The sequence below is a fragment of the Natrinema sp. CBA1119 genome (genome assembly GCF_002572525.1).
In the GTDB taxonomy this organism is placed as follows: Archaea; Halobacteriota; Halobacteria; order Halobacteriales; family Natrialbaceae; genus Natrinema.
Genome location: NZ_PDBS01000001.1, coordinates 1,529,567 through 1,555,598 on the forward strand (window position 1 = coordinate 1,529,567; position 26,032 = coordinate 1,555,598).

Below are 26,032 nucleotides of genomic sequence, written 5' to 3' on the forward strand. Positions count from 1 at the left end.
TCGGCGCGAGCTAACAACGCGTCGATTTCGGCTCGATCGAATCACCCGCCTTTAATGAGCCGTAACACCGTCACGTGGTCGCTCTCGACCGGTTGATCCTCGGGGACCGGGCGACCGTCGACGAGGACGCTCACCTCGTGGGGACTCAGGTCGATCGCGCGGAGCAGGTCCGCGTAGGTCGGCGTTCCGTCGGGACCGCCAGCGGCGTCGACATCGGGACCGTCAGCGGCGTCAGCGTCGGCATCCGCAGCCCCTGCCACCGCCTCGAGTTCGAGTTCGTAGGTGTCCTCGCCCTTGACGTCGACGGTGACGTGCATACGCCGCGTTACGGGGCGGCGGCCTTGAGCGCGTCGCTCCGCGCGCTGGCGAGTCCCGAATCGTCAGTCCGTCGTCGGTTCGTCCGGGCTCGAGCCGACCCGCTGCTCTCGCTCTCGAGCGTGCCGTCGATTACTGAACAGCGCGCGAGCGATCGCGCCCACGCCGAGCAGGAGGACGACCAGACTGATCACCTCGCCGACAACGGGGATGGGCAGCCGAGAGAGGAGGGCACCGGCGAGCAGGCCGACGACGAGCGCGAGCCAGCGGTTGCCGAGACCGACCAGCGAGAGGAGCCAGGCAGCGACGGCGAAGCGGCCGTAGATAATTCCGATCCAGAGCAGCAGGGCGAACACGAGCCCGCCGATCATCGACAGCGGGATGCCGACGACGGTGATCGCGAGCGCGATCAGGAGGATCGGGATCCCCACGAGCACCCCCAGCCCGACCAGTCCGGAGCGGAGGGGACCCGTGGCGACCCGGTCGGCGACGGCGTCGGAGAACCGCGGGAACAGCGCGAGCAGGAGTGCACCGAGCAGTAGATTCACCGCGAAGGCGTAGGCGGTGAACAGCCACGACGCGAACGGCTGAATCGTCGGCGCAACGTCGACCCCGAGCGAGGAGTCCTCTCGAATCTCGCCCGTGACAGCATCGGTGTTCCCCTCGAGATCACCGTCGTAGCGCAGATCGCCTGCGATCGACGCGCTCTCGCCCAGCCGGATCGTCTCGGCACCGATTTCGGCGTCGCTCTCGAGCGTGCCGTCGATCGTCGCGCTCCCGACCCCGGCCATGACGGTGCCGCCGACGGTTCCGCTCTCGGTGACCGTGAAGCTCCCCGCGCCGACCTCGACGTCGCCGTCGACGGTTCCGGCGATGGTGACGCTCCCGCCGGCGGCCTCGAGGTCGCCGTTGACCTGGCCCGTTTCTTCGATTCGAACGTCGCCCCCGACGGCGCTGACGTCGCCGGTGACGGTGCCCCGGACGACGACGCTTCCGCCGAAGGCCTCGAGGCTATCGACCGTCTCGCCTTCCTCGACGACGATCGTTCCGCCGGTTCGGGCGTCGGACTGGGCGGCGGCCGTCGCCGGGACGGTCCCGAAAACGACGAGGACGACCAGCACGGCGACGGCGAATCGTGATAGCGAGTCGTTTCCGAGCATGACGAGTGTTCCTTCCTCGAGCAGGGTCTAAAACCCGGGACCACGATTTCAGGGCCGGAAACCGTCCGATTCCGTGATTTGTCCACCACTGATGACAGAGCCACCGGCGACGCTGTCCGACGTCGACCTTCGGTCGTTTTATCTTCGGGCCACCCCTTCGACCGGTATGAGCGAGGCCGACGCCGAGGCGGCGGAGCCCACCCCCGGGAAGACCGAAGTCTGGATCGAGAAGTATCGTCCGGAGCGACTCGACGACATCAAGGGCCACGTGGACATCGTTCCGCGACTCAAAAATTACGTCGAGCAGGACGATCTCCCCCACCTTCTTTTCGCAGGGCCAGCCGGTACAGGGAAGACGACAGCAGCGAAGAGCATCGCTCGAGAGGTCTACGACGACGACTGGCGCGAGAACTTCCTCGAGCTCAACGCCTCCGACCAGCGCGGGATCGATGTCGTCCGCGACCGGATCAAGGACTTCGCGCGCTCGTCGTTCGGCGGCTACTCACACCGCATCATCTTCCTCGACGAGGCTGACGCGCTGACCTCTGACGCCCAGTCCGCGCTGCGCCGGACGATGGAGCAGTTCTCGAACAACACGCGCTTCATCCTCTCGTGTAACTACTCGAGCCAGATCATCGACCCCATCCAGTCGCGGTGTGCGGTCTTCCGGTTCACCGAACTCTCCGCGGACGCCATCGAGGCGCAGGTCCGGGAAATCGCCGCGAACGAGGACATCGACGTGACGGACGACGGCGTCGACGCGCTGGTCTACGCGGCCGACGGCGACATGCGCAAGGCGATTAACGCCTTGCAGGCCGCCGCGGTGATGGGCGAAACCGTCGACGAGGAGACCGTCTTCGCGATCACCGCGACGGCCCGCCCCGAGGAGGTCGAGGCGATGGTCGGCCACGCCATCGACGGCGATTTCACCGCTGCTCGAGCCGCCCTCGAGGACTTGCTGACCGAGCGCGGCCTCGCCGGCGGCGACGTCATCGACCAGCTCCACCGCTCCGCCTGGGAGTTCGACATTCCGGAGCGGGCGACGGTCCGCCTGCTCGAGCGTCTGGGGGAGGTCGACTACCGGATCACCGAAGGCGCGAACGAGCGGCTGCAACTCGAGGCGATGCTGGCGTCGCTGGCGCTCGAGAACGAGGCCTGAGACGGGCCGCTGGGCCTGTGTGGCCGGCGCGTCCTTCTGGCAGGTTTCGGGTGCGCCGGAACTGACGGAGAGTAGTCCGTACGAAGGGGAAACTGTGTGAATGGAACAGTAGGTTTTGGCTGGAATACAGTGAAGGAAGTGTCCTGCTATCGTGGCAACAGGGGATCGCCACGCCCTCCCCAGCCGATTCGTTCGCGCCTCACGGCGCTCACTCATCCCTCGCACGGCTTTATACCGCGGTTCACACGGCTCACGGTTCCCTGCGGTCACCGTTCGCTTTCCGAGGCGCTCACTTCGTTCACGTCTCGCCTCCGTTCGCCGCGGCCCAGCGCGCGCCACCGCATGCCGGTTGGCTGGTCGAGAGTGAGACGTGGCTACCCTGTACGGAACGGCTGAGTTACAGCCAGTTCGAGCCGTGTACCGCTGATCGACCCTCGAACGGAGTCACTCTCCCTCCACGTCGGCCGGTTCGATCCCGCGAAACGAGACGGTGAGGCGACCGTTCGCTTCGGCGACGCCGACGTCCCAGCCGTGGGCGTCGGCGATCCGTTCGACGGTGCCGAGCCCGAAGCCGGTCCCGTCCGCCGCGGCCACCCGGTCGGAGACGGGATCCGCCTCGAGATCGGTGTCCGTCTCTGCGGTGGCCGGGTCGCGGCGAGCGACGGCGAAGCCGTCGTCGGTCGCGCGGACAGTGACGACCGGCTCGTTCTCGTTCGCTTCGTCGACGACGGCCATCAGCAGCGATTCGAGTAGCTCCCGCAAACGCGCCTTGTCAGCCTCGAGGACGCGATTATTCGCCGCTCGCGTGACGAGCCGCGCGTCGCCGGTGTCGACGGCCACCCAGGCCCGCCGGGCGACGTCGTGGACGGCGACGGGTTCGGTCTCGACGAGGACGTCGTCCCGTCCGGCGATCGTGACCAGCCGATCGACGGATTCCCGCAATCGCTCCTGTGCGTCGTCGACTGCCGCGAAGTGCTCCCGATCGCCGGTTTCCTCGGCGATCTCGAGGTAGCCGCGGGCGACGTTCAGCGGCGTTCGTACGTCGTCGTGGATCAGGGCCGCGATCGTCTCGAGACGTGCTTCGGCGGCGGCCAGTTCGCGTTCGCGACGGCTGTGCTCGGTGACGTCGCTGTAGACGATCAGCCCCTCGGAGTTGTGGTCGGCGCCCTCGTTCCCCTCGGGGGCCGCGTCTCCGTCTCCGTGTCTATCCCCGTCGGCGTTCACGGCGAGGGGGACCAGCGTGAGCAGGAACTCGCGGACGCCGTCGACGGTCTCGCGCCGGCTACCGAGCTGGCGCCGCTCGCCCGCCCGCAGCGACTCGAGGAGCGTCGCCCGTCGTCGCTCGAGACCCGGCGGGACGATCGACTCGTCGACGGGGTCGCCGACGATCGATTCGGGATCGGTACCGAACACGTCGGCGAAGGTGTCGTTGACGGTCCTGACGACGGGCTCTCCGTCGACGATCTCGTACCGGACGGCCGGATCCGGAACGTTCGCGAAGACCGTTCGATATCGGTCGCGTTCGGCTGCTAGCTCGTCGCGTTCGGCCGCGAGACGGTCGCGTTCGGCCGCGAGACGGTCGCGCTCGGTCCGCAGTCGGTCCCGTTCCCGACGCAAGCGCTCTCGCGCCGTGGTGTCGGTCGCGTCGGCGTCGAGTCGTTCGAGAACCGACGTGGCGATCCGGCCCCACGTCGTCAGGGCGTCACGGTCACACTCGTCGAACGCCGCCGGTGCGTCGGCGGCCACGTGCACGATCCCGACGTCGCCGACCGGAACGCAGTACATCGACTCGACCCCCTCGAGCGGGGTCGGCAGCCGATCATCGGTCGGGAGATCGTCGATCCGGAGCGGTTCGCCCGTTCGGAGGACGTCCCCGAGCGGCCCCGCACGCGACAGCGACTCGAGAGCCTTGGCCGAGAGCCCCGGCGCGGTCGTCCGCGGGACGAGATCTCCGAAGCGGACCGTCGACAGCCAGCAGTACTCGTACTCGAGCGCGTCGGCCGCGATTTCGACGAGTAATTCGAAGAGCCGATCGCGGTCGCGACAGGCGACCAGTTCGGGGATCGACTCGAGGAATGCGTCGGCCGGTCGACGGCTCGGTGGCGCCGGGACACCGGCCATCGCGATCACGTCGGTCTCGGAATCGGTTTCGGTGTCGAATTCGACCTCGGTTTCGGCGTCGGTGTCAGATTCGGCCTCGGCGTCGGGGTCGGGGTCGGATTCCGCGTCGATCTCGCGCCCACTGGCGTTTCCGGTGGATCCGACACCGCCACAGACCCACTCGATCTCGTCCGCGAGGTGGGAAACGGCGTCGTCGGTATCGCGGCGGACGTAGCCGTCGATGCCGTCGGTCGACCGGGCGGCCGCAGGCGCGTACGACGCCTCGGAAAAGAGGATCACGGGCGCGGAGTCACAGGCCTCGACCACTTCGAGCAGGTTCGACCCCGCCGCGGTCGTCGGCGTCTCAGCGAAGACGACGCAGTCGGACTCCGGCGCCCAGGTACGGATCCGGTCGACTTCGGTAACGGCGCGGACCGACCGCTTCGGGCCAGACTCGAGTCGCTCGAGTGCGACGGCACCGTCGCTGGCGGCCGTTTCCGAGGCGGCCACGTAGAGCACGGTTCGCGGTCGGGTGTTCGCTGGCGGAGTCGCCATGCCGTCGCCGTTCAATTGTCTGTGTGGCGTGACTGTCCCGCACGGTAAAGCTTTGTCGCGCGTATCGAACACTGAGCCGCGGCCGGCAATCGACTGACTCCTTCGCGGATCCGACCGGCTGCCGATTCGGGCGGCTCGATGGAACGCTACGATGCTCCGGCGCTCCGGTCTGAACGAGCGTGCCACGCCGATCGAGCCCAGTTCAGCCAGTAGCTCCCGAGGACTGCGGCGGTCACGAGCCAGACGGCCCCCATCGGCGCGTACCACTCGAGCACGTATGACGGGGCGGTACCGACGAACCGGCCGACGCCGACGGCGGTGACGGTCGCGAGCGCGGTGACGAACAGTAACCGATCATCGTCGCCATCATGCTCGGCCCGCCAGAATCGAACGGACCCAACCTGCCGAACGTCCGTGGCGAGGAGTGCGAGTGCGGCCGCACTCGCGCCGACCGTCAACGCGACCGCGAGATCGAGATCGAGGACGTACGCACCGGCCACGGTGTCGCCGACGGCGACCGGGACGAGGGGGAGGCCGAACGACAGCAGCGGACCGCCGTTCCAGACCGCGTAGCACAAGGGTGCGAGCAGCATCGTCGCCGTCACCAGCGCGATGACGAGCAGACTGAGCGTATCCAGCCCCGACGTCAGCGGCGTGCGAAGGGAGTCACTGATCGGCACTCTCGCTCCGACGTAGCTGGCGAGAACCGTCGCGATGAGCCCCAGTAGATAGGCACCCGCGAGCGCCGTCCGTCGCGGCTCGAGACCGAGCAAGGGGTGCCTGAGGGCGGCACTCACGACCGCCCGTACCTCGAGCGATCGGTGGCTGTCCGTTTCGGTACTCATGGGTCCTCCGCGATGACCGTCGCGACCCCGTCGTGATCGGGTCTCTTCGCGTTCGCCAGATCGATCGCATTGGGGGAAACCCGCCAGTCGGCTCCGTCGAAGATCGCTTCGATCGTGTCTCGGCCCCGCTGGTAGGAGGGGACTCCGTGTGTCGGCCGAGCGGGGGAATCCTCGTGGGCCTGCATCGAGATGACGCCGTCGAACGACCAGCACCGGACGTGGCGGCGACCGTTGACGCCGTAGTAGGCCTGGGCGGCCGTGGCCTGCTGGCGCACGTACGACTCGGTCTCCCGATCCCACGCGAACCGCGTGTATTCTTCGGGGCTGCGTATCCACCCTTCGGCCTCGAGGACGGACATGACGGTCTCGAGGCCGCGATCGCCGTCGGCTTCGGGGAGCACGACGACGTTGAACGGAGCGGTCGCGCGGAACCCGTCGCCCGTCGGCTCGTAGTGGTAGCGACCGATCGGCGCGTCGTCTTCGTCGGTGATCGGTTCGTCGGTCCACTCGGAGACCGCTGAGGGTGGTTCGGCGGCCTCGACCGTCCCCGTCGGATCCGTCGCGTCGGGCGGCGGCGGGAGGAGGGTGATACCGGCGACCGTTCCGACGGCGGATAGGCCGGCTTTCCGGAGGAAGGAACGTCTGGTCCCCATCGTCAGTATTCACCCTCGTTCGCGAATCCGTGTGTGTCACCGTGGTGAGTCGGACTCGCCCGATCCGTCCCACCGGATCGCGTCGCCCGAACACCACTTCGAGTTCGCTCGAGATTCGCCATTACCGGAACGTTTCACTGACGAATATTTATCAATTGCTTATCTTAATCACGGATGATATTGTGGCAGCAGTGGGTTAACAAACGCTGCAGGAGTATCGGTCGGACGACTCGATGACGGTGGTACCGTGGGGGTTCCGGTCCGCACGAAGACCGGTCACCGCTGCCGCGACCGATCGCGTCGTGACACCGGTTGCGGAACTGTTTTACGCGCTGCAGGGCCAATTGACGCGTAATGAGCGAACTAGAGGAGGAGTACCGCCTCGAGTACTTCGAGGAGGAAGGGTTCGAGCGCAAGGAGTGTCCGGAGTGTGGCGCTCACTTCTGGACGCGCGACGAGAGCAGGGTGACCTGCGGTGAGCCGCCCTGCGAGGAGTACGGCTTTATCGACAACTCTGGATTCGACGAGTCGTACGATCTGTCGGAGATGCGCGAGGCCTTTCTCTCCTTCTTCGAGGCCAACGAGCACGAGCGAATCGATCCATACCCGGTCGCGGCCAACCGCTGGCGCGACGACGTCCTGTTGACGCAGGCGTCGATTTACGACTTCCAGCCGCTGGTGACGAGCGGCGAGACGCCGCCGCCGGCGAACCCACTCTGCGTCTCCCAACCCTGTATCCGGATGCAGGACATCGACAACGTCGGCAAGACGGGGCGGCACACCATGGCCTTCGAAATGATGGCCCATCATGCGTTCAACACGCGCGAGGACGTCGAAGAAGACGAGTACGCCTACTACGGCGAGGTCTACTGGAAGGACCGCACTGTCGAACTCTGCGACGGCTTCTTCGAGTCGATGGGCGTCGATCTCGAGGAGGTCATCTACATCGAGGATCCGTGGGTCGGCGGCGGCAACGCCGGCCCCGCCATCGAGGTCATCTACCGCGGCGTCGAACTCGCCACGCTCGTCTTCATGTCGATGGAGCAAGACCCCGACGGCGAGTACGAGATGAAAGACGGGAACCGCTACAGCCCGATGGACACCTACATCGTCGACACGGGCTACGGGCTCGAGCGCTGGACCTGGGTGTCTCAGGGCACCCCGACGGTCTACGAGGCGGTCTACCCCGACATGATCGCGTTCCTCAAAGAGAACGCGGGGATCGACCACACCGAAGAGCAGGAGGAACTGATCCACCGCACCGCGAAGCTCGCGGGCCACATGGACATCGACGAGGCCGAGGACATGGAGACCGCCCGCGGCGAGATCGCCGCCGAACTTGGCGTCGACGCCGCGGAACTCGAGGCGCTCATGGAGCCCCTCGAGGACATCTACGCGATCGCGGACCACTGCCGTACGCTGGCGTACATGCTGGGCGACGGGATCGTTCCCTCGAACGTCGGCACCGGCTACCTCGCGCGGATGGTGCTCCGGCGAACCAAACGGCTCTGTGACACGGTCGGCGTCGACGCGCCGCTGGACGAACTCGTCGACATGCAGGCCGAGCGCCTCGCATACGAGAACCGCGATACGATACGGGACATCGTTCGCACCGAGGTCGAGAAGTACCGCGAGACCCTCGAGCGGGGCGGTCGCCGGGTCGAGACGCTCGCCGAGGAGTACGCCAAGAAGGGCGAGCCGATCCCGATCGAGGAACTGATCGAACTCTACGACTCCCACGGGATCCAGCCGGACATGGTCGCGGAAATTGCCGAGGAGACGGGCGCAGCGGTCGACGTTCCCGACGACTTCTACAGCCTCGTCGCGAAGCGCCACGACACGCCCGAAGCGGTTGCGGCCGCCGAAGAGGGCGAAAACGAGCGCTTCGAGGACCTCCCCGAGACGGAGAAACTCTACTACGACGACCAGGAGCGCACCCAGTTCGAGGCGGTCGTCTTGGATGTCTTCGAGCGCGAGGAGGGGTACGACGTCGTCCTCGATCAGACGATGTTCTACCCCGAGGGCGGCGGTCAGCCCGCGGACACGGGAACGCTTTCGACCGACGACACCACCCTCGAGATCGAGGACGTCCAGATCGTCGACGGCGTCATCCTTCACCGGGCCGACGAGGACCCCGGGAAGGGCGAACTGGTCAACGGCCAGGTCGACGGTGAGCGCCGCCGACAGCTCATGCGACACCACACCGCGACCCACATCGTCATCCACGCCGCACGGCAGGTGCTCGGCGAGCACATCCGACAGGCCGGTGCCCAGAAGGGCGTCGAGAGCTCGCGGATCGACGTTCGCCACTACGACCGGATCGACCGCGAGACCGTCAAGCGGATCGAGGATCGCGCCAACGAGATCGTGATGGACAACACCGCGGTCTCCCAGGAGTGGCCCGATCGCCACGACGCGGAGGCGGAATACGGTTTCGACCTCTACCAGGGCGGTATCCCGCCGGGCGAGCAGATCCGACTGATCCACGTCGACGAAGATACGCAGGCCTGCGGTGGCACGCACGTCGCCCGGACCGGCGACATCGGGACGATCAAGATCCTCAACACCGAGCGCGTGCAAGACGGCGTCGAGCGGATCACCTTCGCGGCCGGCGAGGCCGCCATCGCGGCGACCCAGGAAAAAGAGGACGCGCTCTACGAGGCCGCCGAGATCCTCGACGTCTCTCCCGCAGACGTGCCCGAGACCGCCGAACGGTTCTTCGAGGAGTGGAAGGGACGGGGCAAGCAGATCGAGGACCTGAAAGAACAACTCGCCGAGGCTCGAGCCGGCGGCGGTGGCGGCGGCGAGGAGGTCGACGTCGGCGACACGACGGCCGTCGTCGACCGGATCGACGCCGATATGGACGAACTGCGCGCGACCGCGACTGCCATCGCTGAGGAGGGCAAGATCGCGGTCCTCGGCAGCGGTGAGAGCGGTGCCCAGTTCGTCGTGGCCGTGCCCGACGACGTGGGCGTCAACGCGGGCGAGGTCGTCGGCGAACTCGCCGGCCGAGTCGGCGGCGGCGGCGGCGGCCCGCCGGACTTCGCACAGGGCGGCGGCCCCAACGTCGAGGCGTTAGACGACGCGCTCGAGGACGCGCCGGACGTGTTGCGGCAGGTACTGAACGCCTGAACTCCGACTCGAGTCGAGATCCACCCCTTCTTTCGGTATCCGTTACGACGATCCATCCATGCCGACCGCATCGAACGGGAGCGTCTCACTGCACTACGACCGCGCGGGCGAGGGGGACTCCGTCGTCTTCGTCCCCGAGGCCGGCCTCGGCGGCTGGCTCTGGGGCTGGCAACACGCCGCCGTCGCCGGCCCCCACGAGGTCGTCGTCTGGGACCTCCGCGGCACTGGCCGCTCCGATGCGCCGCCCGGCCCCTACGCCCTCGAGACGCTCGTCGCCGACCTCGAGGCGGTCCTTTCGGAATGCGAAATCCGCAACGCCCACCTCGTCGGCTGCGGACTCGGCGGTGCGATCGCGCTCGAGGCGGCCCGGACCTCGAGTCGCGTGGCGACGCTGACGCTGTTCGGAACCGCGGCTCGCGGGGACGAGTACGACCTCGAGCCGCTCTTTGCGCCGCCGGACGATCGGGACGCGCTTCGCCGATCGATCGCGGCGGGGCTCTCCGATGACTTCCTCGAGGCCCAGCCCGACGTGCTGGACGGGATCGCTGACTGGCGAGCGGACGGCGACGCCGACCGCGAGGGGTGGGACGCTCAGGTCGCGGCGCTCGAAGGTTTCGACGCGACAGCGTGGCTGGTCGAGGTGACCCAGCCGACGCGGGTGATTCACGGCGGTGCGGACGAACTGGTTTCGCCCGCCGCCGGGCGGGACCTCGTTCGGGGACTTCCGCGAGGGGAGTTCCGCGAACTCGAGGGGGCCGGCCACCTGGCCTTCGTCGAGCGCTCGCGGACGGTCAACGATCTGTTGTTGGGCTTTCTCGAGGCGCAGACGGACGATTCCGAGTGAGTCGGCCGGACAGTTGGTGGGACCCGACCGAAGCGTGAACCGTCGACTCGGCGCGCCAGCTGGAGCGTCGGCCCGTCTTCCGGTTCCGTGCTTGCGCCTGACCCCCTATCTACTACGTACTCGAGCGTGGGAGCATTCGCCGTGACCCTCTCGCTGGCTCGCCGGGCCGAGCACTTCCCGGATCGGACGGCGGTCGTCGACATCTCCGAGCGGCGACTTCACGCGCCTGCGGGGACGATCCACGAGGATCGCGTCTCCTACGGGGAGCTGTCGACGGTCGCGGAGCGGACGGCCGAGCGCCTCTCGACGCTGGCTATCGGTCCCGGAGAGACCGTCTGTCTCGTCACGCGAAACCGGGTCGCCGCGCTCGCGCTGTTTTTCGCCTGCCGACGCCTCGGTGCGACGTTCGCGCCGATCTCCCACCTCTTGACGCCGGCCACCGTCGAGCGCCCGTTCGACGTCCTCGAGCCCGATCTGGTCGTCTCGGAGGCGGCCCAGCGCGATCTGGTACGATCGATCCCGTTCGATCGGGCGGTGACGCTCGAGGAACTATCCGAAACCGAGCGAGACGATGTCGATGCCGACGAGCGACCGTCGATGGAAAACCCGCTGCTTGCCCTCCACGGTGATACGGGTCGACCAGTCGCCGGCTACTCGCCCGACGCCATCGAGCGCAACTGCCTCACGAGCGTCGCGGCGTGGGGGGTCGCCGCGAACGATACCGTCCCGCTCACCGCGCCGCTCTCGACCGCCGCCGGCCTCGTCCGCGTCGCGCTGTCGGTGCTGTACGTCGGCGGCACGCTCTTGCTCGACCGCGCGTTCGACCCCGGCGACGCGCTGGCCGCGATCGCCGAGGAGCGGGCGACGCTGCTGGCCGGTCGGGAGACCGTCCTTCGAGATCTCGCGGCCCAATCCGGCTTCGAGGACGCCGTCGAGTCGCTCGAGCGAGCCATCTGCGAGGCCCCGGTCGGTGACGACGTGGTCGCGGCGTACCGGGAGTGTGGCGTCCCGATCGCACGAGTGTACGGTTGCCTCGAGTGTCCGACCGCCCTGAGCCAGGGATTCGAAACCGAGAGCGATTCGGCGGGAGACGATATCGATGGGACCGCTGTCGGCCGCCCGGTGCCGGACTGTCGCGCCCGGCTAGTCGACGGCGGGGGCGACCCCCTCGAGGGTGAAGCGGACGGCCGATTGCAGCTCTCCGGACCGATGCTCGCCGATGGTTACGTGACTGCCGGTGGGACCGGTACGGAGAACTGGGACGAACCCGCCGAACTCGAGCGCGACGAGTCCGACGAGCGTAGTGACCGCGGTCGGTTTATCGACGGCTGGTTCGACACCGGCGACCGGTTTCGCCGAGGTGGGGACGGGAACTACGTTCGTGGATAATCGTCAGCGGTCCACTGTGGCCGTCCGTTGGCCGCTCCGCTCGAGCGCTGGCGCTTCCGATCACTGTCGGCGGTCACGGCAATGTCGGCACTGGGCGGAACACCTATTTTTATCGAGTTGCCACTAGGAGGCAATGAGTCAACTGCGAATCGCCGTCCTGAACGCAGCCCATCGGGACGAGAACACGACGCGGAACTTCCGGCGCGAACTCGACGCCTCCCTGGCGGAGTTCGACGTCACTGACGGCGCGGTACCGGACGATTTCGACTACGACGGAGCCGTCGTGACCGGCTCTCGAGCGTCGGTCTACTGGGACGACGAGTGGATGGCACCCGTCAAAGAGTGGGTCGGTGAGGCGATCGATCGCGGGGTCCCGTTCCTCGGCGTCTGTTGGGGTCACCAGCTGTTGGCCGACGTTCTCGGCGGCACCGTCGCGGACATGGGGGTCTACGAGGTCGGCTACAGCGAGATCGAGCAGGTCGTGGATGCAGAGTCGCGACTGTTCGACGGCATCGACGAGACGTTCACCGCCTTCACCAGCCACTCCGACGAGGTCGCAGAGTTGCCGCCCGGTGCCGAGCCCCTCGCCCAGAACGACTACTCCAACCACGGCTTCCGCGCGGACCGAGTCTTCGGCGTCCAGTTCCACCCCGAGTACGATACGAAGACCGCTCGCGAACTCGTCCACCGGAAGGAGCTCTCCGACGAACGCCTCGAGTCGATCCTCGGCGAAATCACGGACGAAAACTATCAGCGGTCCTGCGAGGCGAAACTGGTCTTCGACAACTTCCTCGAGTTCGTTCGCGAGGTAAAGCGGATCGAGACCACTGCTGACGCGTCGGCTTCGGTCAGTCGTTCCGACTGAAGCGGTGTTCCATTCTGCCCGGTGGCTGCTGCCAGCTACTGCCGGTTTCGAACGGAACTCAGCAGAAATATTTTCCGAAAGAAGTCAAAATATGTATACATGGAACCGTCGGTCGAGAGCACGGAAACGTCGAACGACCGGCTCGAGGAGCTACAGGCGGAGATCCGTCGCGAGACCGGACGGACCGTCCCCAAATCGGTGATACTCGAACAGATCATTCGGGATGCCTCCGAATCGAAAGACGAGGTGATCGAGCTGTTTCGTGACGATTTGGAGCCGTAACCGGACAGTGAGTGCACGGCTCCGTCTCAAATACGTCGGTCCGCAGGAGAACGCGACCGAAACGCGCCCATCACCGAGATCGAACTGACTGCGAGTCGATCAGTCCGCAGCGACTTCGACCTGCGCTTCGTCTGCTTTCCCGATCGCTTCGACGATGAGTTCGGCGACGTCGACGACCTCGATCTCGTCCTCGTAGCCGCCGGTCTTGCGGCCGTCCTCGTACATCGTCATGCACATCGGGCAGGCGACGACGAACTTCTCGACGCCGCTGCCGGCGTCGGTGTCCTCGAGCGCCTCCCGAATGCGTTCCTCGCTGGGTTTTGGTTCTTCCTCGAAGTCCATCCAGAGGCCGCCACCGCCGCCGCCACAGCAGAAGGAGTTACTGCGGTTGCGGGGCATCTCGTCGAGCGTACAGCCTGTGGCTTTGATGAGTTCGCGGGGGGCCTCGTACTCGTCGTTGTATCGGCCGAGATGACACGGGTCGTGGTAGGTGACCGTGTAGTCGAGTTCCGTGCCGCTCAGGTCGAGGGCGCCGTCCGCGACGAGTTCCTCGACGGCTTGCGTCCAGTGATAGATCTCGATCTCGCCGTCCTCGTTCCACTGCTCCTCGTAGTCGAACGGCATCATCGGATCGTCCGAGAACTCGTCGAAGTTGACCTCCGGATACTCGTTCTTGAACGTGTTGTAGGAGTGGGGGTCCGTACAGACGATTTTGTCGAACTCACAGTCCTCCCAGGTCTCGACGTGGTGGCCGGCCAGTTCGACGTAGAGCAACTCTTCGCCGACGCGGCGGATGTCGTTGCCGTCGAACTTCTCGTCGTCGAAGAGGATGCCGAAGCTGACGTCGGCCTCCTTCAGAATGGTCGCCAGCGAGCGGGCGACCTGCTTGTTTCGCTCGTCGTAGCTCGGGAAGTCGCCGACGTACCAGAGGTAGTCGACTTCCTCTTCGCGGGCGTCGGTGACGTCGAACTCGAGTTCGTCGGCCCAGTCGCCACGGTTGCGCGGCGAGTCGCCGAACGTGTTGCCGTTTTGCATGACGTTCTGGAAGACGTCCTGCATGCTGGGGGCGACGTCGCCCTGGTCGGTCATCTGGCGGTTGAGCCGGGTGAAGCTCTTGAGGTGCTCGATCTCGACGGGGCAGGCGTCCATGCAAGCCATACAGGCCATGCAGGACTCCATGGTCTCCGCGTTGATCACGCTCGTCCCGCCGTCGGCGACGATGGGTTGTTCCTCGCCGCCGGCGTCGAGGTCTTCCCGATACGATTTCAGGTCGAGAATGACGTTGCGCGGATCGAGCGGACGATCGGAGGCCTTCGCCGGACAGACGGAGGAACAGCGGCCGCACTTGGTACAGGCGTCCTGGTCCAGGATCTCTTTCCAGGTGAAGTCGTCGATGGATTCCGCGTTGGTCGCGTCGAGATCCGAGGGGACGTTCGGAAGGCGCTGACCGGCCTTCTCGTCGCGCGTGACGACGTTTGCGAACGAAGAGAGCATGTGGAACGGCTTGGCGTAGGGGATCCACGCGATGAAGAAGAAGGCGATCAGCGAGTGGGTCCACCACGCGAGCCAGTGGAGGTTCTCGACGTTTAGGCCGGCCCCGTTGAGCCCCGCCTGCTCGGCTCCCAGCGTGGCGAGGCCGATCCCGTTGAAGGCGAGCGCCAACCCGTAGCCGACGAAGCTGACGATCTCGTAGTCGGGGATACCGGCGCTGTAAATCCGCAGCCCCTCGAGGAGGAAGCCGCCGACGCCGAGCGCGAACAGCGTCCAGATGAAGATGTCGTCTTCGGTGGAGGTGTGGCGGTCCCAGAGGCGGTGGTTACGGACCCAGTAGCGTCGGTACATGGCCATTCCGATGCCGACGACGAACAGCAGCCCCATCGCGTCGACGATGAACGAGTAGGCGAGATAGAAGTCGCCCTCCCAGAACGTCATGTGGAGGACTTTCTGGAAGGCGTACTGATCGACCATGATGATCAGGGTCGCGATGAACAGCGTCAGGAATCCCCACATGATAAACGAGTGCATCAGTCCGCCGTAGAGGTCCCTGTTGAACTGCTTCTCGTTCGAGAGCACGGTTCTGGTCGCGCTCACGATTCGGTTTCCGAGGTCATTGACCCGAGAGAACGAATCGTCGTCCCCCTCGGCGTAGCGGCTGAACCGCTGGTAGACGCCGTAGGTGAGGACGGCGATGGCGATAAACGCAAGGAGATAGAACACCGCGTACTCGACGCTGGTGATCCCCCAGTACGTCTCCCTTGTTTGTGCGATGGTGTTCATGTCCATTGACGGGCAGGGCTGTAACTTAATTCTTGCCCCACGGACCGGAAGACAACCTCGCTGCCGTCTTGCGGAAATTTTCCTCCGATTTCGAGTTTATACTAGTCATCCGTGTTCGACTCAACGACCCAACGTGATCTGGCAACAGGCTTATATAGACTCCCGTCTGGAGTGTCCACCCATGAACGATAAAACCGAGGAGCTCCGGGATATCTTCACCGACGTCACCGATGGCGAGGAAACTGTCACCGAATCACAGGAGAACACCCGCGGTTCGCTCGAGCGAGACGAGCGATCGGACGAGGACCGCCTCGAGAGCGTCGTCCAGCAGATGCGTGAGCGCTACGAGTTCGAAACGTCGCTCTCGGACGACGAGTTGATCACGGTCGCCAGAGCCTTCTACGACGACCGGAGCGACGACGAGGTCGCCGACGAGCTGGGGGTCGACGCGGACGAGGTCTTCGAGGCGCGACTGTCGTTGCACCTCGTCGGCGAGACCGATGCGGACGAGGTCGACCTCGCGGCGATCCGTGACCGCGAGGAGGACGACGCGACGCTGGCCGACGAGTACGACGTGAGCGAGGCCCGGATCCGACGATACCGTCGCGTCGCCGAGGCGGAAGACCAGTCCCGCGCGGCGAACGATCGCTACCGCGACGAGTTCGCCAGCGTCCTCGCCGACGCCGATCTCTCCGAGCGCATGACGTCCGACCTCCGCGAAGACGGCCTCGAGGACGCGACGGAGGGGATGGAGACCGAAGTCGAGTTCTGAGACGGTCTGCTGTAACGATTTACCGGAGCAACCGCAGGATGGTTCGCGGTTGCTCCGGAACTGACTGACAGCAGTCCGTATGAGCCGTCGACGAATGCGGCTGAGCGTGAGCGAAGCGAGCGCTCGGTAGAACTGCTGGTCTCGTGGACAGTGCCCATTTGGACGAGACTTTTTATGAGGGGGAGCGGCCAGACGGAGCGTGACTCGCACGCCCATCTCGTTCAGCGATCTGCGGACCGCCGCCTACTGTCCGCGGAAGTGTTACTATCAGCGGCGGCTGCCGGACGAGGACCGCGAGCCGCCGCCCGAAGTCGCGGCGATTCGATCGCTCGCCACTCGGTACGACGAGTTACTCGAGGCCCCGCCGGGGGCCCTCGAGTCCGAACCGATCGCCGTCCCGTCCGTTCGCTACCGCGAGCGGCTGGCGGCGACCCGGGACCGACTCGAGGGAAGCGGCCAGTGGGAGCGCCTCAGTGACCCCGTCGACCGAGAGGTGTTCGCGACCGGGCGTCACTGTCGGGGCATCGTCCACAAGGTGCTCGCGGACCCGCTCGAGCCGGCGCTGATCTCGTCGGGAGAGCCGCCCGAAACCGGCGTCTGGACGTCCCAGTCGGTCCACGCCGTCGCGGCCGCGAAGGCGCTGGCCTGGGAGCACCAGGTGTCGGTGGAGCGGGCCTGGCTCGAGTATCCGGCCTCCGGCGTGATCCGCTCGATCGATCTGACGACGCGACGGAAGGCGCAGTATCGGAGCGCGTTGCGGGCGGTTCGCGAGTTAGACGGTCCGCCCGGGCGGACGAACAACCGCTCGAAATGTGAGTCCTGCGAGTTTGCGACAGAGTGTGGGGTCAAGACGCGAACCTTGCGGTCGCTGTTGGGGTTCGGATAGTGACGGTTTCGGACAGTGATGTATGCGGTTTCGAACGATGAAGCTGACTCGAGTCGAACCATTCGATAGGCGTGTAAATGGAACGGTTCGCTCGAGGATGATTGAGAGAAAAAGAGGGTATCCTGCTATCGTGGCAACAGGGAATCGCCACGCCCTCCCCAGCCGATTCGCTCACTTCGTTCGCTCATCCCTCGCGCAATATCGTCAGCCCCCCCTCGCTAGCACTCGGTCGGCTGACAGCGCGCGCCACCGCGCGCCGGTTGACCGGTCCGAAGTGAGACAGTGGTCCCTGCTACTGGTTGAGGCTTCCCCATTTACGAGTCCTCGAGCCACGCGTCGATCTCGTCGGCCTGCGCACCGCGACGGTGGATCGTCTCGCTCGAGACGTCGACGACGGTGCTTTCGGTGCCGGCGGTTTCGCCTCCCTCGAGGACGACTGCTGCGGCCTCCCGTATCTCGGGATCGAGATCCGCGAGTTTCCGGGCGCTTGCTCGACCGCTGACGTTCGCGCTCGTCGCGGTGATCGGCGTCTCGGCCCGCTCACAGAGTCGGAGCGCGAGTGGGTGGTCCGGCACGCGGACGCCGACGCGGTCGCGGCCCGCCGTGAGTTCGTCCGGGACGGCCTCGCGTCGCCGACAGAGGACTGTCACGGGGCCGGGGAGAAACGTCGCCATGAACCGCCGCTCTCGATCGGTCGCGCGGACGTACCGGAGCGCCGACGGGACCGACGGCACCGCAAAGGAGAGCGGCTTCGATCGATCTCGCCCTTTCACCTCGAAGACGCGATCGACGGCCTCGGGCTCGAGTGCGTCCGCGGCGAGGCCGTAGACCGTCTCGGTCGGATAGACGACGAGCGCTCCCGAATCGATCGCGTCGGCCGCGCGGTCCAGTTCGCTCATTCGGTTCGAAATCGGCGGATGCCGGGCAAAAAGCTATCGGGACTCGCAGGCGCGACGGTCGTTACACGAGGCCGAGTTCGTCCTCGAGGTCGTCGTAGTCGGGGAACTCGGGCCAGTCGGTGGCGACCCACGCGCCCTCGACGGTGCAATCTGCGCCGAGCGCGAAGAAGGCGACTCGCGGTTCGCTGATGCCGGTCATGCCGTCGAGGTCGTGGTCGATCCCGTACGACGCCGCGACCTCGTTTCCGGGATCGCTGAAGAACGTAAAGGGGGAGTCGCTGTCCTCGAGGAAGCGTTTCACGCCGTAAGGGGTCGAGGCCGTGACGCCGACGACCCGGTCCGCGCGTTCGTCCCAGTCGCGTTCCGCGAGTTCGTCCCAGACGTACTTCGCGACGAAGGAGCCGGTCATCGGCGTGAAGACGAGGATGGTTCGGCCGTCGCGTTCGTCGACGAGTTCGGACAGCGTCCGATCCTCCCAGAACTCGTCGGTGACGAGCGGCCGGGTGAAGTCGGGGGCTGCTTCGCCGGGTTCGGGGTGGTCCGCTGGGCCGAGTTCGACGACCTCGAAGTCGGGCATCAGTCGCCACCTCCCGTACTCGCCGCGGCCGCGTCGGGGCGATCGCCCTCGCCGTAGGTCGACTCGAGGTAGTCGACGATGTTGGCGCTTTCAGCCATCGTGACGCCCGTGTTCTCGTCGGTGACGACGGGGACGGTTCGGACACCGGCGACGCGTTTGACGACGTTCCGCTCGGAGTGCATCGGTTCGACGAACCGCGATCGGTACGAGAGGTCGTACTCGTTCAACAGCCGGGTGACCCGCTCGCAGTACGGACAGCCCTGGAGCCGGTAGAACGTGATCGGTGGTTCGGCGGTCTCGCTCATAGACGAATGAACGGGAAAGAGCCGGGTAAACGTGTCGTCGCCGGCGGCGATAGCCGTAACCGATCCTAAAATGGGAAACGGTTAACCGATCCGGCTATAAGCCTGTACATCAATGGCGTTGTCTCCGCCCCCCGAGGTCGTGCTCGCTGTCTACGAGATCCCACTGGTCGGTCTCGAGATCGACCAGTCGATGGTGACGATCCTCGGCGCGCTCGCTCTCGTTGTCCTCGTCGGTCTCTCCGCGTTCTTCTCGTCGTCCGAAATCGCGCTGTTCTCGATCCCGAAACACCGCGTCGAGGGGATGGCCGAAGACGGCATTCCCGGCGCGGCACGCGTGAAGGCGCTAAAGGAGGACCCCCATCGGCTGCTCGTAACGATCCTCGTCGGGAACAACATCGTCAACATCGCGATGTCATCGATTGCGACGGCCCTCCTCGGACTGTATCTCGGCGGGCTGGCGGCCGTCACGGCCGCGACGCTCGGGATCACCGCTATCGTCTTGCTGTTCGGCGAGAGTGCGCCCAAGTCCTACGCCGTCGAGAACACCGAGTCCTGGTCGATTCGCGTCGCCAGACCGCTAAAAATCGCCGAACGGGTTATGCTCCCCCTCGTCGTCCTCTTCGACTATCTCACCAGACAGATCAACCGTCTCACCGGCTCGACGACGGGGGCGATCGAGACACCGTACGTCACCCGCGACGAGATCCAGGAGATGATCGAGTCCGGCGAGCGCGAGGGGGTTTTAGAGGAGGAGGAACACGAGATGCTCCAGCGGATATTCCGATTCAACAACACGATCGTCAAGGAGGTGATGACCCCGCGGCTGGATATGACGGCCGTTCCGAAAAACGCCGAGATCAACGAGACCATCGAAACCTGCATCCAGAGCGGTCACGCCCGCGTGCCGGTCTACGAGGGAAGTCTCGATAACGTCCAGGGCGTCGTCCACATCCGCGATCTCGTCCGCGATCTCAACTACGGCGAGTCGGCGAACGACGAACTCGAGCTCGCGGATCTCATCCAGCCGACACTGCACGTCCCCGAATCGAAAAACGTCGACGAGTTGCTGACCGAGATGCGCGAAAACCGGATGCACATGGCGATCGTGATCGACGAGTTCGGAACCACCGAGGGGCTGGTGACGATGGAGGACATGATCGAGGAGATCATCGGCGAGATCCTCGAGGGCGGCGAGGAACAGCCGATCGAGGAGATCGACGACGACACCGTCCTCGTCCGGGGCGAGGTGAATATCGAGGACGTCAACGAGTCCCTCGAGATCGATCTCCCCGAGGGCCAGGAGTTCGAGACTATCGCCGGCTTCATCTTCAATCGCGCGGGCCGGCTCGTCGAGGAGGGCGAGGAGATCACCTACGACGGCGTCCGCATTACGGTCGAGTCCGTCGAGAATACCCGCATTATGAAAGCCCGTCTCAAGAAACTCGAGATCACGGACGCGGAACCTGAACCGGACGAGGAAGCGGGGGAGCCCCCGCTCGAGATCGACGAAAACGACGAGTGAGCGATCAGCGCTGCGAGTCGACGATCGCTGCGATGTCACGTGCGACTGCGGGCGGGACGACGAGCCGTCTCGGCCCCTGGACGTACTGGCCGTCCGGCTGGGCGTAACTGAGCGTCACCACGGCGCTATCGCCGATCGGCCGGATCGAAACGTCTTCGATGACTGAGAGATCGATCGCCTGATCCGGTTCGTAGAGGTAGACCGTGCGGTCCTCGCGGTCGAGCGCGCCGACCGACTGGAGGAACGAGGCGAACACGAGCGCGAAGAGGGCGATCGGAATCAACAGTGCGGCCAGCCCGGTGAAGGGGCCGGCGCCGACGGCCAGCAGCTCGTTCTGCGAGACGTACCGACCGACCGCCATCAGCGCGCCGATGACCGCCCCCATCACGACCGCACCGACGGCGGCGTCCATCGCTCGATCCAGTTTCGTCCCTGACGGGACGTCGACGGGGAGCGGTCGGGTGAGCCGCTCGAGGTGCCGTTCGGTGTCGTCCGTGGCAGCGAGGGCGAGGACCGTCGCGGCAAGCGCGGCAATGAGTGCGATGACGACGGCTCCGCCGCCAACCTCGCCGGCGACCCTGTACAGACGCCAGCTGACGACGGTACCGATTGCGGCGAAGAAGGTGCCGACGCCGAAGGTCCACAGGAGTCGAACGGTTCGCGAGGTGCTCGCGTCGCGTCGCCACTGGGTCGTCTCGTCGGGGGTTTCGGTGACGTCGACGGCGTCCTCGTCCATACTCGCACTCGCGACCCGTCGTGTAAAGACCGTTCGATGTCGCTCGACTCGTCCGGTCTGCTGTGAAACTGATGCACAGTGGTCCGTCTCAGAGCAAGACCGCAGCGATGGCGACGTAGGCGACGTAGGAGACGGCGATCGCGCCGGCGAGCGAACCGATCCACGCGAGCACGGTAAAGCCCATTTTACGGGGGCTGACGCCACCGCCAGCGCCGGCCGCGGCGTAACCGCTCCCGATGATCGCGCTGACGATAATCTCGTTGAACGAGACCGGGATGCCGTAGAAGACCGCGGCCTGTGCGATAATAAAGGAGGGGATGAGCGCGGCGATCGAGCGTCGCGGCCCGAGCGAGGAGTAGTCCTGCGAGATCGCCTTGATCATTCGCGGTGCGCCGGTCCACGACCCGATCAGGAGCCCGAAGCCGCCGCCGACGAGCATCGCGATCAGCGGCAGCTCGAGCTCGCCCGAGAGGGGGATCAACGGCCCGATCGCCAGCCCAACCTGACTGCCGCCGGCGGAGAACGCGACGAGCCCGCCGAGGATGAGCAGGAAGTGTCGCTCGCCGCGTTCGGTCCCGTTGTTGAGGTCCAGCGCGATCGCCCCCGCCCAGGCCGCCGCGATGATGAGCGTCGCAGCCGCGGTCCCGGCGATCGCCGGTCCGGGAAGCGAACCGCCCGCGACCTGCGCGATCGACGCCCCGCCGGCTCCCGGCGAGCCGAGGAGCGCGAACTCGATATTGGCGACGATCGCGCCGACGATGGCGGCCAGGGCGATGATGAGGTACTCTTCGGCAACCACTTCGGCGCGGAGGGCCCGGGCGACAGCGTAGGCGATGCCGCCGCCGACGAACGGCGTCAGAACCCACAGCGTGGCGATCTCGGTGTATTTCGCCCACGCGGGGTCGCCGCCCATGGCAAGTCCGGTCCCGATAACCGCCCCGGTGACGGTAAACGCGGTCGCGATCGGATACCCTGTGAAAATCCCGATCGCCACAAGGCCGGCCGCGATGAGCAGGGCGATCGTGGCGGCGAGCGACGACAGCGTCACGCCGCCGATCAGTCCGGTCCCGACCGCCTCGGAGACGTTCGCGCCCTGCAGGACCGCACCGGCGAAACCGAGCAAGCCAACGAGAAAACCGGCTCGCATCACCGAAATCGCGTTCGCGCCGACGGCCGGCGCGAACGGGGTGGAACCGCTCGAGCCGGCACCGATCGCCCAGGCCATAAACAGACTCGCGACTGCGGCCACAGCAAAGGTGCCGAACGTGGCGATATCGACCATCTATCCGGACCCTATTAGCGGCCCCTACAAGTGTGTGCCGACTGTCGGCCGGCAGTACCGGTTGCTCGCAACGTGAGCCGGCTGACTCGCTCAGTTCGTCGTCGACCTCGAGTTGTCATCCGGTTCGGGCGGCGGCTCCGCACCTTCGATGGCTTCGGCGGCGTCGGTGTCTTTCTCGACTTCGACGTGCCAGCGGTCGACCTCGTCTTCGTACTCGGCGAGACGGTCGGAGACCTCCTCCTTGAGCTCGTCGTCGTTGACGTTGACTTCGAAGACGAACTGCTCGCCGTTGCCGCCGTTGCGCGTCGACTGCTGGACGTTGGCGCTGACGAGTTCGTTGTCGAAGTAGTAGGGCGCAAGCTGGGTCATCACGTTCTGGTAGACCGTGTCCTCGACCCGGCGCAGGGCCTTGCGGCTCGCGGAGTCGGCCGCCCGCGCGACGTAATCGATCGACTCCTTCCAGTTGTCCATCGCGGCCCCGGCGTCGTCCTCCTCGAGCTGTTCGTACGACTCCGAGAGTTTCTCGCCGGCGGTCTTGATGTCTTCGTCCGGCTCTTTGCCGGCTTTTTCGCCTTTGCCCTCCTCGACGCTGGCCTGATCGGCGGTCTTTTCACTGACGTCGGAATCGAGGGTTTCGTGGGCCTTGGGGCGCCACTCGTCCCACTCGTCGAACGCGTCGGCGTAGCGCGCGTCGGCGTCCCGATCAGGATCGTGGACGCCGGCGTCTCGAAGCGCGCGCGTGATCCGCTCGCCGTGTTCGACGATGTCGCCCCAGTCACCGCGAAGCTTGAACCCCGAGATGCTCTCTTCCATTCGGCTGGCCGAGTGGTAGCGTGCGGACAGGTATAAACTTCTCTGCCGTCACTCGCCTGTGCTGATGGAACCGGTCGATCGGTTTGTATTTGGACTGTGGTAACACCACTCTCATAGCCGAGCGGTGTCCCGAGACGGCACACTGGGCCCTGACCGTGGCTGATCGATACTGTGAACTACCCGGCGAGTGGCTGTTGGGATATGACGATCGAAGACCGGGATAACGCCCACCTCGTTACGCACGCACTGGCGAAGGACACCCTCTCGCGCATTCGCGACGTCGAGACCGAGCAGGTCAGCTTTCGCAAGGGGCTGGTCAAACTCGGTCGAATCTGTGGCTACGAGATCATCGACGGCCGGATGGAGACCGAGTACGTCGAGATCGAGACGCCCCTCGAGCAGACGATGGGCGAGCGCGTCCGCGGCCTCGACGACGTCGTGATCATCAACGTCCTGCGCGCCGCGACGCCGTTCGTCGAGGGGCTGTTGAAGGCCTTCCCGCGAGCGCGACAGGGAGTCATCAGCGCGAGTCGGGACGAGGAAGCCGGCCGCGCCGAGGACGGCTCCTTCCCCATTTCGGTCGACTACGTCAAACTGCCCGAGATCCACGAGGAGGACACGGTCATCATCGCCGACCCGATGCTCGCGACGGGGAGTACGATGTGTACCGTCCTCGAACACATCGTCGACAACGCGATCCGACCGGAGAACCTGATCGTCCTCTCTGCCGTGTCGGCACCGGAGGGGCTCCTTCGCGTCAACGAGGAGTTCGACGAGGCCGACCTGCTGACGGTGTCGATCGACGACCGCCTCGACGAGGACGGGTTCATCGTCCCCGGCCTCGGCGACGCCGGCGACCGGGCGTTCCGAACGACCTGAGCGTTCGTCAATCGATTGCTCCCGAGCGGTCGCGTGATCGACGAGCGCCGACGGACTTTTGCAGGTCGGTCCGAATCGAACCGCATGGACTACAGCGTCGTCGATCCGGATGATCTCGAACCCGTCGACGGTCGACCCTGCGATCTTCGCAGACTGAGCGAGGCGGCCGGACTGGACAACGTCGCGATCAACCGATTCGATGCGGAGCCGGGCGAACAGCTGCCGCTGGCCTACCACTCCCACGAAACGCAGGAAGAGGCGTTCGTCGTCCTCTCGGGGACACTCCACGTCGAGACGCCCGCAGAGGAGTTCACAGTCCCGGCGGGATCGATGTTCGCAGTGCAGCCCGAGGCACCACAACGAGCGTACAATCCCGAGGATGCGGCCGACTCGGTTTCGGTCGTCGCGATCGGTGCTCCACCGGTCGACGGCGACGCCGTACCGTACGACCCCGACGAGTAAGCGGGTCGCAAGCGCACGTTCTCGAGCGGCGTGTTCCGTTCGCTGCGCTGCCGTCACTCGGTCTCGCAGGTGTCGATACCGAGCACCGAATTCACCGGACAGCGCTGGATGACGGCGGTCGCGAGGAGGTCGCTTCCGGCGATGAATCCGAGCGAACCGAGTGTCCGATTTCGGTTTCGATAGCCGACCACGAGGAGTATCGTTGCGAGGATAACGCGGCCGAGACGGTCGATTCTACACACGTTTTTGTCCATGTTTCGCTAGAGGAGCGCGACGCGGATATCGATGATCCTTGCAACCCCTTCGCTTCCGGTCGAACCCCGACGCATTCTACGGGATATTTCGTCGCTCGGTCCAGACGAACCGGTCATCGAACGGACGGTCACAGCAGTACTATCCACAGCAATAACCACACCATTTTAACACGAACTGACATAGGGTCTCCTATGACTGGCAACTAGAACACCGGAACGGCGAAAACGGCGTTTCGACTCGCGTTCGCCGGCTACGTCGGCACGCTCGTCGCCGGTCTCGTCGCGGTCGCCATCTCGCTCACGGAGCCGACCCGAATCGCTGTCCTCGGGGCGGCCGCGGTCGGTCTCCTGGGGGGCGCGCTCGTGGGCATCGTCCTCGCGAGGCGAGTCCGCGAACTCCCGATACGCCTCGGTCGAAACTGGCTTCGACGGACTGCCCTTCCCTTCTCGGCGACACCATTCGGCATCGCCGTCGGCGCTGCGCTACTCGGCTGGCTCGAGTTCCGTCTCATCGTCGCGGTGCTTGCCGTCGCTGTGGCGATCGCCGGATACGCCGTCATGCGGCTGGCGGAGGCCCGATACGTCGATTCGGTCACCGACGACGAGCCCGCTGCGACGTGGCAGTGGGAGCCGCCGGGGACCCCGAAACTGGACGCGATCGTCCTCGCCATGTGGCTGTTACTGGGCGCGGCCAACGCAACCACCGGTGACTGGTTGCCGTCGATCGTGTGGACGGGACTCGCAATCCTCTGGGCAGTCACCAGCCTCGCCGAGGGCCGGTGGCGGGTCGGATCGCTGGGTGATTCACCTGCAATCCACGTCCACGATGCCGGTCTCGTCAAGCGACGACCGTACACCCGATCGCTCGTGCGATGGTCCGACATCTCGCACGTTCGGCTGTGCGAGGACGAACTCGTCCTCGATCAGGGCTTCTTCGACGTGCGCTTCGAGCGCGACCAACTCGCCGACCTCGAGGCCGCACGGACGGAGATCGAACGTCACCGTCAGTCCCTCCGGAACGGCGCACCTGGCGCGCCGTAATGCGGCCTCGAGATGGGTGGTATCGATC

General features: G+C 65.8%; 25 protein-coding genes. 12 read left to right on the forward strand and 13 right to left on the reverse strand.

Annotated elements, in window-relative coordinates; translation table 11 throughout:
* Window positions 1-41: 41 nt before the first annotated feature.
* Together samp2 and CP556_RS07490 are read right to left on the reverse strand one after the other, a co-directional pair.
* Window positions 42-317: a ubiquitin-like small modifier protein SAMP2 gene (gene samp2, locus CP556_RS27130; protein ID WP_098725045.1), complete on the reverse strand. Its 276-nt coding sequence runs from the start codon at window positions 315-317 to the stop codon at window positions 42-44.
* A gap of 63 nt (window positions 318-380) precedes the next feature.
* A complete protein-coding gene (locus CP556_RS07490) occupies window positions 381-1,475 on the reverse strand; it encodes a bactofilin family protein (protein WP_098725046.1) in 1,095 nt (364 codons plus the stop codon).
* A 166-nt stretch (window positions 1,476-1,641) separates the two neighbouring features.
* Here CP556_RS07490 and CP556_RS07495 point away from each other — a divergent pair, with 166 nt between their 5' ends.
* Window positions 1,642-2,634, forward strand: coding sequence for a replication factor C small subunit (locus CP556_RS07495; protein ID WP_098727318.1), 993 nt, complete (start codon window positions 1,642-1,644; stop codon window positions 2,632-2,634).
* Between the two features lie 444 nt (window positions 2,635-3,078).
* Here the strand turns inward: CP556_RS07495 and CP556_RS07500 are convergent, their stop codons facing one another.
* The 3 genes from CP556_RS07500 to CP556_RS07510 all read right to left on the reverse strand — a co-directional run bounded on the left by CP556_RS07500 (window position 3,079) and on the right by CP556_RS07510 (window position 6,787).
* Window positions 3,079-5,289, reverse strand: coding sequence for a GAF domain-containing protein (locus tag CP556_RS07500; protein WP_098725047.1), 2,211 nt, complete (start codon window positions 5,287-5,289; stop codon window positions 3,079-3,081).
* A 146-nt stretch (window positions 5,290-5,435) separates the two neighbouring features.
* Complete coding sequence (locus CP556_RS07505; protein WP_098725048.1) at window positions 5,436-6,134, reverse strand: hypothetical protein; 699 nt, start codon at window positions 6,132-6,134, stop codon at window positions 5,436-5,438.
* Window positions 6,131-6,787, reverse strand: coding sequence for a twin-arginine translocation signal domain-containing protein (locus CP556_RS07510; protein ID WP_098725049.1), 657 nt, complete (start codon window positions 6,785-6,787; stop codon window positions 6,131-6,133). Before CP556_RS07510 ends, CP556_RS07505 begins: the two co-directional genes overlap by 4 nt.
* A 354-nt stretch (window positions 6,788-7,141) precedes the next feature.
* On the opposite strand from CP556_RS07510, the gene alaS reads away from it, so the two are divergent.
* From alaS to CP556_RS07535, 5 genes are all read left to right on the forward strand, one after another.
* Entirely contained in the window at window positions 7,142-9,919 is a 2,778-nt protein-coding gene (gene alaS / locus CP556_RS07515; protein ID WP_098725050.1) for an alanine--tRNA ligase, read from the forward strand.
* Between the two features lie 58 nt (window positions 9,920-9,977).
* Window positions 9,978-10,763, forward strand: coding sequence for an alpha/beta fold hydrolase (locus CP556_RS07520; RefSeq protein ID WP_098725051.1), 786 nt, complete (start codon window positions 9,978-9,980; stop codon window positions 10,761-10,763).
* 126 nt (window positions 10,764-10,889) lie between these two features.
* Entirely contained in the window at window positions 10,890-12,152 is a 1,263-nt protein-coding gene (locus tag CP556_RS07525) for a class I adenylate-forming enzyme family protein (RefSeq protein ID WP_098725052.1), read from the forward strand.
* Between the two features lie 133 nt (window positions 12,153-12,285).
* Window positions 12,286-13,017: a type 1 glutamine amidotransferase gene (locus tag CP556_RS07530; protein WP_098725053.1), complete on the forward strand. Its 732-nt coding sequence runs from the start codon at window positions 12,286-12,288 to the stop codon at window positions 13,015-13,017.
* A gap of 99 nt (window positions 13,018-13,116) precedes the next feature.
* Complete coding sequence (locus CP556_RS07535) at window positions 13,117-13,299, forward strand: hypothetical protein (protein ID WP_098725054.1); 183 nt, start codon at window positions 13,117-13,119, stop codon at window positions 13,297-13,299.
* A 99-nt stretch (window positions 13,300-13,398) separates the two neighbouring features.
* Here the strand turns inward: CP556_RS07535 and CP556_RS07540 are convergent, their stop codons facing one another.
* The gene (locus CP556_RS07540; RefSeq protein WP_098727319.1) at window positions 13,399-15,576 is read right to left on the reverse strand and encodes a (Fe-S)-binding protein; all 2,178 of its coding nucleotides are present in this window, start codon (window positions 15,574-15,576) and stop codon (window positions 13,399-13,401) included.
* Window positions 15,577-15,757: 181 nt separating this feature from the next.
* Between CP556_RS07540 and CP556_RS07545 the strand changes: the two genes are divergently transcribed.
* Both CP556_RS07545 and CP556_RS07550 read left to right on the forward strand, forming a co-directional pair.
* Window positions 15,758-16,348, forward strand: a complete 591-nt coding sequence (locus CP556_RS07545; RefSeq protein ID WP_098725055.1) for a conditioned medium-induced protein 4 — start codon at window positions 15,758-15,760, stop codon at window positions 16,346-16,348.
* Between the two features lie 199 nt (window positions 16,349-16,547).
* Complete coding sequence (locus CP556_RS07550) at window positions 16,548-17,234, forward strand: CRISPR-associated protein Cas4 (RefSeq protein ID WP_098725056.1); 687 nt, start codon at window positions 16,548-16,550, stop codon at window positions 17,232-17,234.
* Between the two features lie 314 nt (window positions 17,235-17,548).
* On the opposite strand, the gene CP556_RS07555 is transcribed toward CP556_RS07550, so the two are convergent.
* From CP556_RS07555 to CP556_RS07565, 3 genes are all read right to left on the reverse strand, one after another.
* A complete protein-coding gene (locus CP556_RS07555) occupies window positions 17,549-18,133 on the reverse strand; it encodes an L-threonylcarbamoyladenylate synthase (RefSeq protein WP_098725057.1) in 585 nt (194 codons plus the stop codon).
* 61 nt (window positions 18,134-18,194) lie between these two features.
* Window positions 18,195-18,710, reverse strand: a complete 516-nt coding sequence (locus CP556_RS07560) for a redoxin domain-containing protein (RefSeq protein ID WP_098725058.1) — start codon at window positions 18,708-18,710, stop codon at window positions 18,195-18,197.
* Window positions 18,710-19,015 carry a glutaredoxin family protein gene (locus tag CP556_RS07565; RefSeq protein WP_098725059.1) on the reverse strand — a complete coding sequence of 102 codons (306 nt, stop codon included), beginning with the start codon at window positions 19,013-19,015 and terminating at the stop codon, window positions 18,710-18,712. The genes CP556_RS07560 and CP556_RS07565 overlap by 1 nt, the downstream gene beginning before the upstream one ends.
* 112 nt (window positions 19,016-19,127) lie before the next feature.
* On the opposite strand from CP556_RS07565, the gene CP556_RS07570 reads away from it, so the two are divergent.
* Entirely contained in the window at window positions 19,128-20,537 is a 1,410-nt protein-coding gene (locus CP556_RS07570) for a hemolysin family protein (protein WP_098725060.1), read from the forward strand.
* A 4-nt stretch (window positions 20,538-20,541) separates the two neighbouring features.
* On the opposite strand, the gene CP556_RS07575 is transcribed toward CP556_RS07570, so the two are convergent.
* From CP556_RS07575 to CP556_RS07585, 3 genes are all read right to left on the reverse strand, one after another.
* Entirely contained in the window at window positions 20,542-21,273 is a 732-nt protein-coding gene (locus CP556_RS07575; protein WP_098725061.1) for a hypothetical protein, read from the reverse strand.
* Window positions 21,274-21,361: 88 nt separating this feature from the next.
* On the reverse strand, window positions 21,362-22,555 hold the full coding sequence (locus tag CP556_RS07580; protein ID WP_098725062.1) for an inorganic phosphate transporter: 1,194 nt from the start codon (window positions 22,553-22,555) through the stop codon (window positions 21,362-21,364).
* A 90-nt stretch (window positions 22,556-22,645) separates the two neighbouring features.
* Window positions 22,646-23,368: a DUF5828 family protein gene (locus tag CP556_RS07585; RefSeq protein WP_098725063.1), complete on the reverse strand. Its 723-nt coding sequence runs from the start codon at window positions 23,366-23,368 to the stop codon at window positions 22,646-22,648.
* 201 nt (window positions 23,369-23,569) lie between these two features.
* Here CP556_RS07585 and upp point away from each other — a divergent pair, with 201 nt between their 5' ends.
* Together upp and CP556_RS07595 are read left to right on the forward strand one after the other, a co-directional pair.
* Window positions 23,570-24,247 (forward strand): uracil phosphoribosyltransferase, encoded by a 678-nt coding sequence (gene upp, locus CP556_RS07590; protein WP_098725064.1) that lies wholly within the window; start codon window positions 23,570-23,572, stop codon window positions 24,245-24,247.
* An 84-nt stretch (window positions 24,248-24,331) separates the two neighbouring features.
* Window positions 24,332-24,709: a cupin domain-containing protein gene (locus tag CP556_RS07595; RefSeq protein WP_098725065.1), complete on the forward strand. Its 378-nt coding sequence runs from the start codon at window positions 24,332-24,334 to the stop codon at window positions 24,707-24,709.
* Between the two features lie 53 nt (window positions 24,710-24,762).
* Here the strand turns inward: CP556_RS07595 and CP556_RS07600 are convergent, their stop codons facing one another.
* Complete coding sequence (locus CP556_RS07600) at window positions 24,763-24,963, reverse strand: YgaP family membrane protein (RefSeq protein WP_098725066.1); 201 nt, start codon at window positions 24,961-24,963, stop codon at window positions 24,763-24,765.
* Between the two features lie 363 nt (window positions 24,964-25,326).
* On the opposite strand from CP556_RS07600, the gene CP556_RS07605 reads away from it, so the two are divergent.
* On the forward strand, window positions 25,327-26,004 hold the full coding sequence (locus tag CP556_RS07605; protein WP_255291425.1) for a hypothetical protein: 678 nt from the start codon (window positions 25,327-25,329) through the stop codon (window positions 26,002-26,004).
* Window positions 26,005-26,032 lie beyond the last annotated feature (28 nt).

Bases quoted from the DNA above. Each gene is read 5' to 3' on its own strand.
- CP556_RS07560 (WP_098725058.1), bottom strand. From the start codon at position 18,710: ATGCCCGACTTCGAGGTCGTCGAACTCGGCCCAGCGGACCACCCCGAA.
- CP556_RS07575 (WP_098725061.1), bottom strand. From the start codon at position 21,273: ATGGACGAGGACGCCGTCGACGTCACCGAAACCCCCGACGAGACGACC.
- CP556_RS07530 (WP_098725053.1), top strand. From the start codon at position 12,286: ATGAGTCAACTGCGAATCGCCGTCCTGAACGCAGCCCATCGGGACGAG.
- CP556_RS07500 (WP_098725047.1), bottom strand. From the start codon at position 5,289: ATGGCGACTCCGCCAGCGAACACCCGACCGCGAACCGTGCTCTACGTG.
- CP556_RS07545 (WP_098725055.1), top strand. From the start codon at position 15,758: ATGAACGATAAAACCGAGGAGCTCCGGGATATCTTCACCGACGTCACC.
- CP556_RS07585 (WP_098725063.1), bottom strand. From the start codon at position 23,368: ATGGAAGAGAGCATCTCGGGGTTCAAGCTTCGCGGTGACTGGGGCGAC.
- CP556_RS07510 (WP_098725049.1), bottom strand. From the start codon at position 6,787: ATGGGGACCAGACGTTCCTTCCTCCGGAAAGCCGGCCTATCCGCCGTC.
- CP556_RS07535 (WP_098725054.1), top strand. From the start codon at position 13,117: ATGGAACCGTCGGTCGAGAGCACGGAAACGTCGAACGACCGGCTCGAG.
- CP556_RS07555 (WP_098725057.1), bottom strand. From the start codon at position 18,133: ATGAGCGAACTGGACCGCGCGGCCGACGCGATCGATTCGGGAGCGCTC.
- alaS (WP_098725050.1), top strand. From the start codon at position 7,142: ATGAGCGAACTAGAGGAGGAGTACCGCCTCGAGTACTTCGAGGAGGAA.
- CP556_RS07520 (WP_098725051.1), top strand. From the start codon at position 9,978: ATGCCGACCGCATCGAACGGGAGCGTCTCACTGCACTACGACCGCGCG.
- upp (WP_098725064.1), top strand. From the start codon at position 23,570: ATGACGATCGAAGACCGGGATAACGCCCACCTCGTTACGCACGCACTG.
- CP556_RS07595 (WP_098725065.1), top strand. From the start codon at position 24,332: ATGGACTACAGCGTCGTCGATCCGGATGATCTCGAACCCGTCGACGGT.
- CP556_RS07565 (WP_098725059.1), bottom strand. From the start codon at position 19,015: ATGAGCGAGACCGCCGAACCACCGATCACGTTCTACCGGCTCCAGGGC.
- CP556_RS07505 (WP_098725048.1), bottom strand. From the start codon at position 6,134: ATGAGTACCGAAACGGACAGCCACCGATCGCTCGAGGTACGGGCGGTC.
- CP556_RS07580 (WP_098725062.1), bottom strand. From the start codon at position 22,555: ATGGTCGATATCGCCACGTTCGGCACCTTTGCTGTGGCCGCAGTCGCG.
- CP556_RS07540 (WP_098727319.1), bottom strand. From the start codon at position 15,576: ATGAACACCATCGCACAAACAAGGGAGACGTACTGGGGGATCACCAGC.
- samp2 (WP_098725045.1), bottom strand. From the start codon at position 317: ATGCACGTCACCGTCGACGTCAAGGGCGAGGACACCTACGAACTCGAA.
- CP556_RS07495 (WP_098727318.1), top strand. From the start codon at position 1,642: ATGAGCGAGGCCGACGCCGAGGCGGCGGAGCCCACCCCCGGGAAGACC.
- CP556_RS07600 (WP_098725066.1), bottom strand. From the start codon at position 24,963: ATGGACAAAAACGTGTGTAGAATCGACCGTCTCGGCCGCGTTATCCTC.
- CP556_RS07570 (WP_098725060.1), top strand. From the start codon at position 19,128: ATGGCGTTGTCTCCGCCCCCCGAGGTCGTGCTCGCTGTCTACGAGATC.
- CP556_RS07490 (WP_098725046.1), bottom strand. From the start codon at position 1,475: ATGCTCGGAAACGACTCGCTATCACGATTCGCCGTCGCCGTGCTGGTC.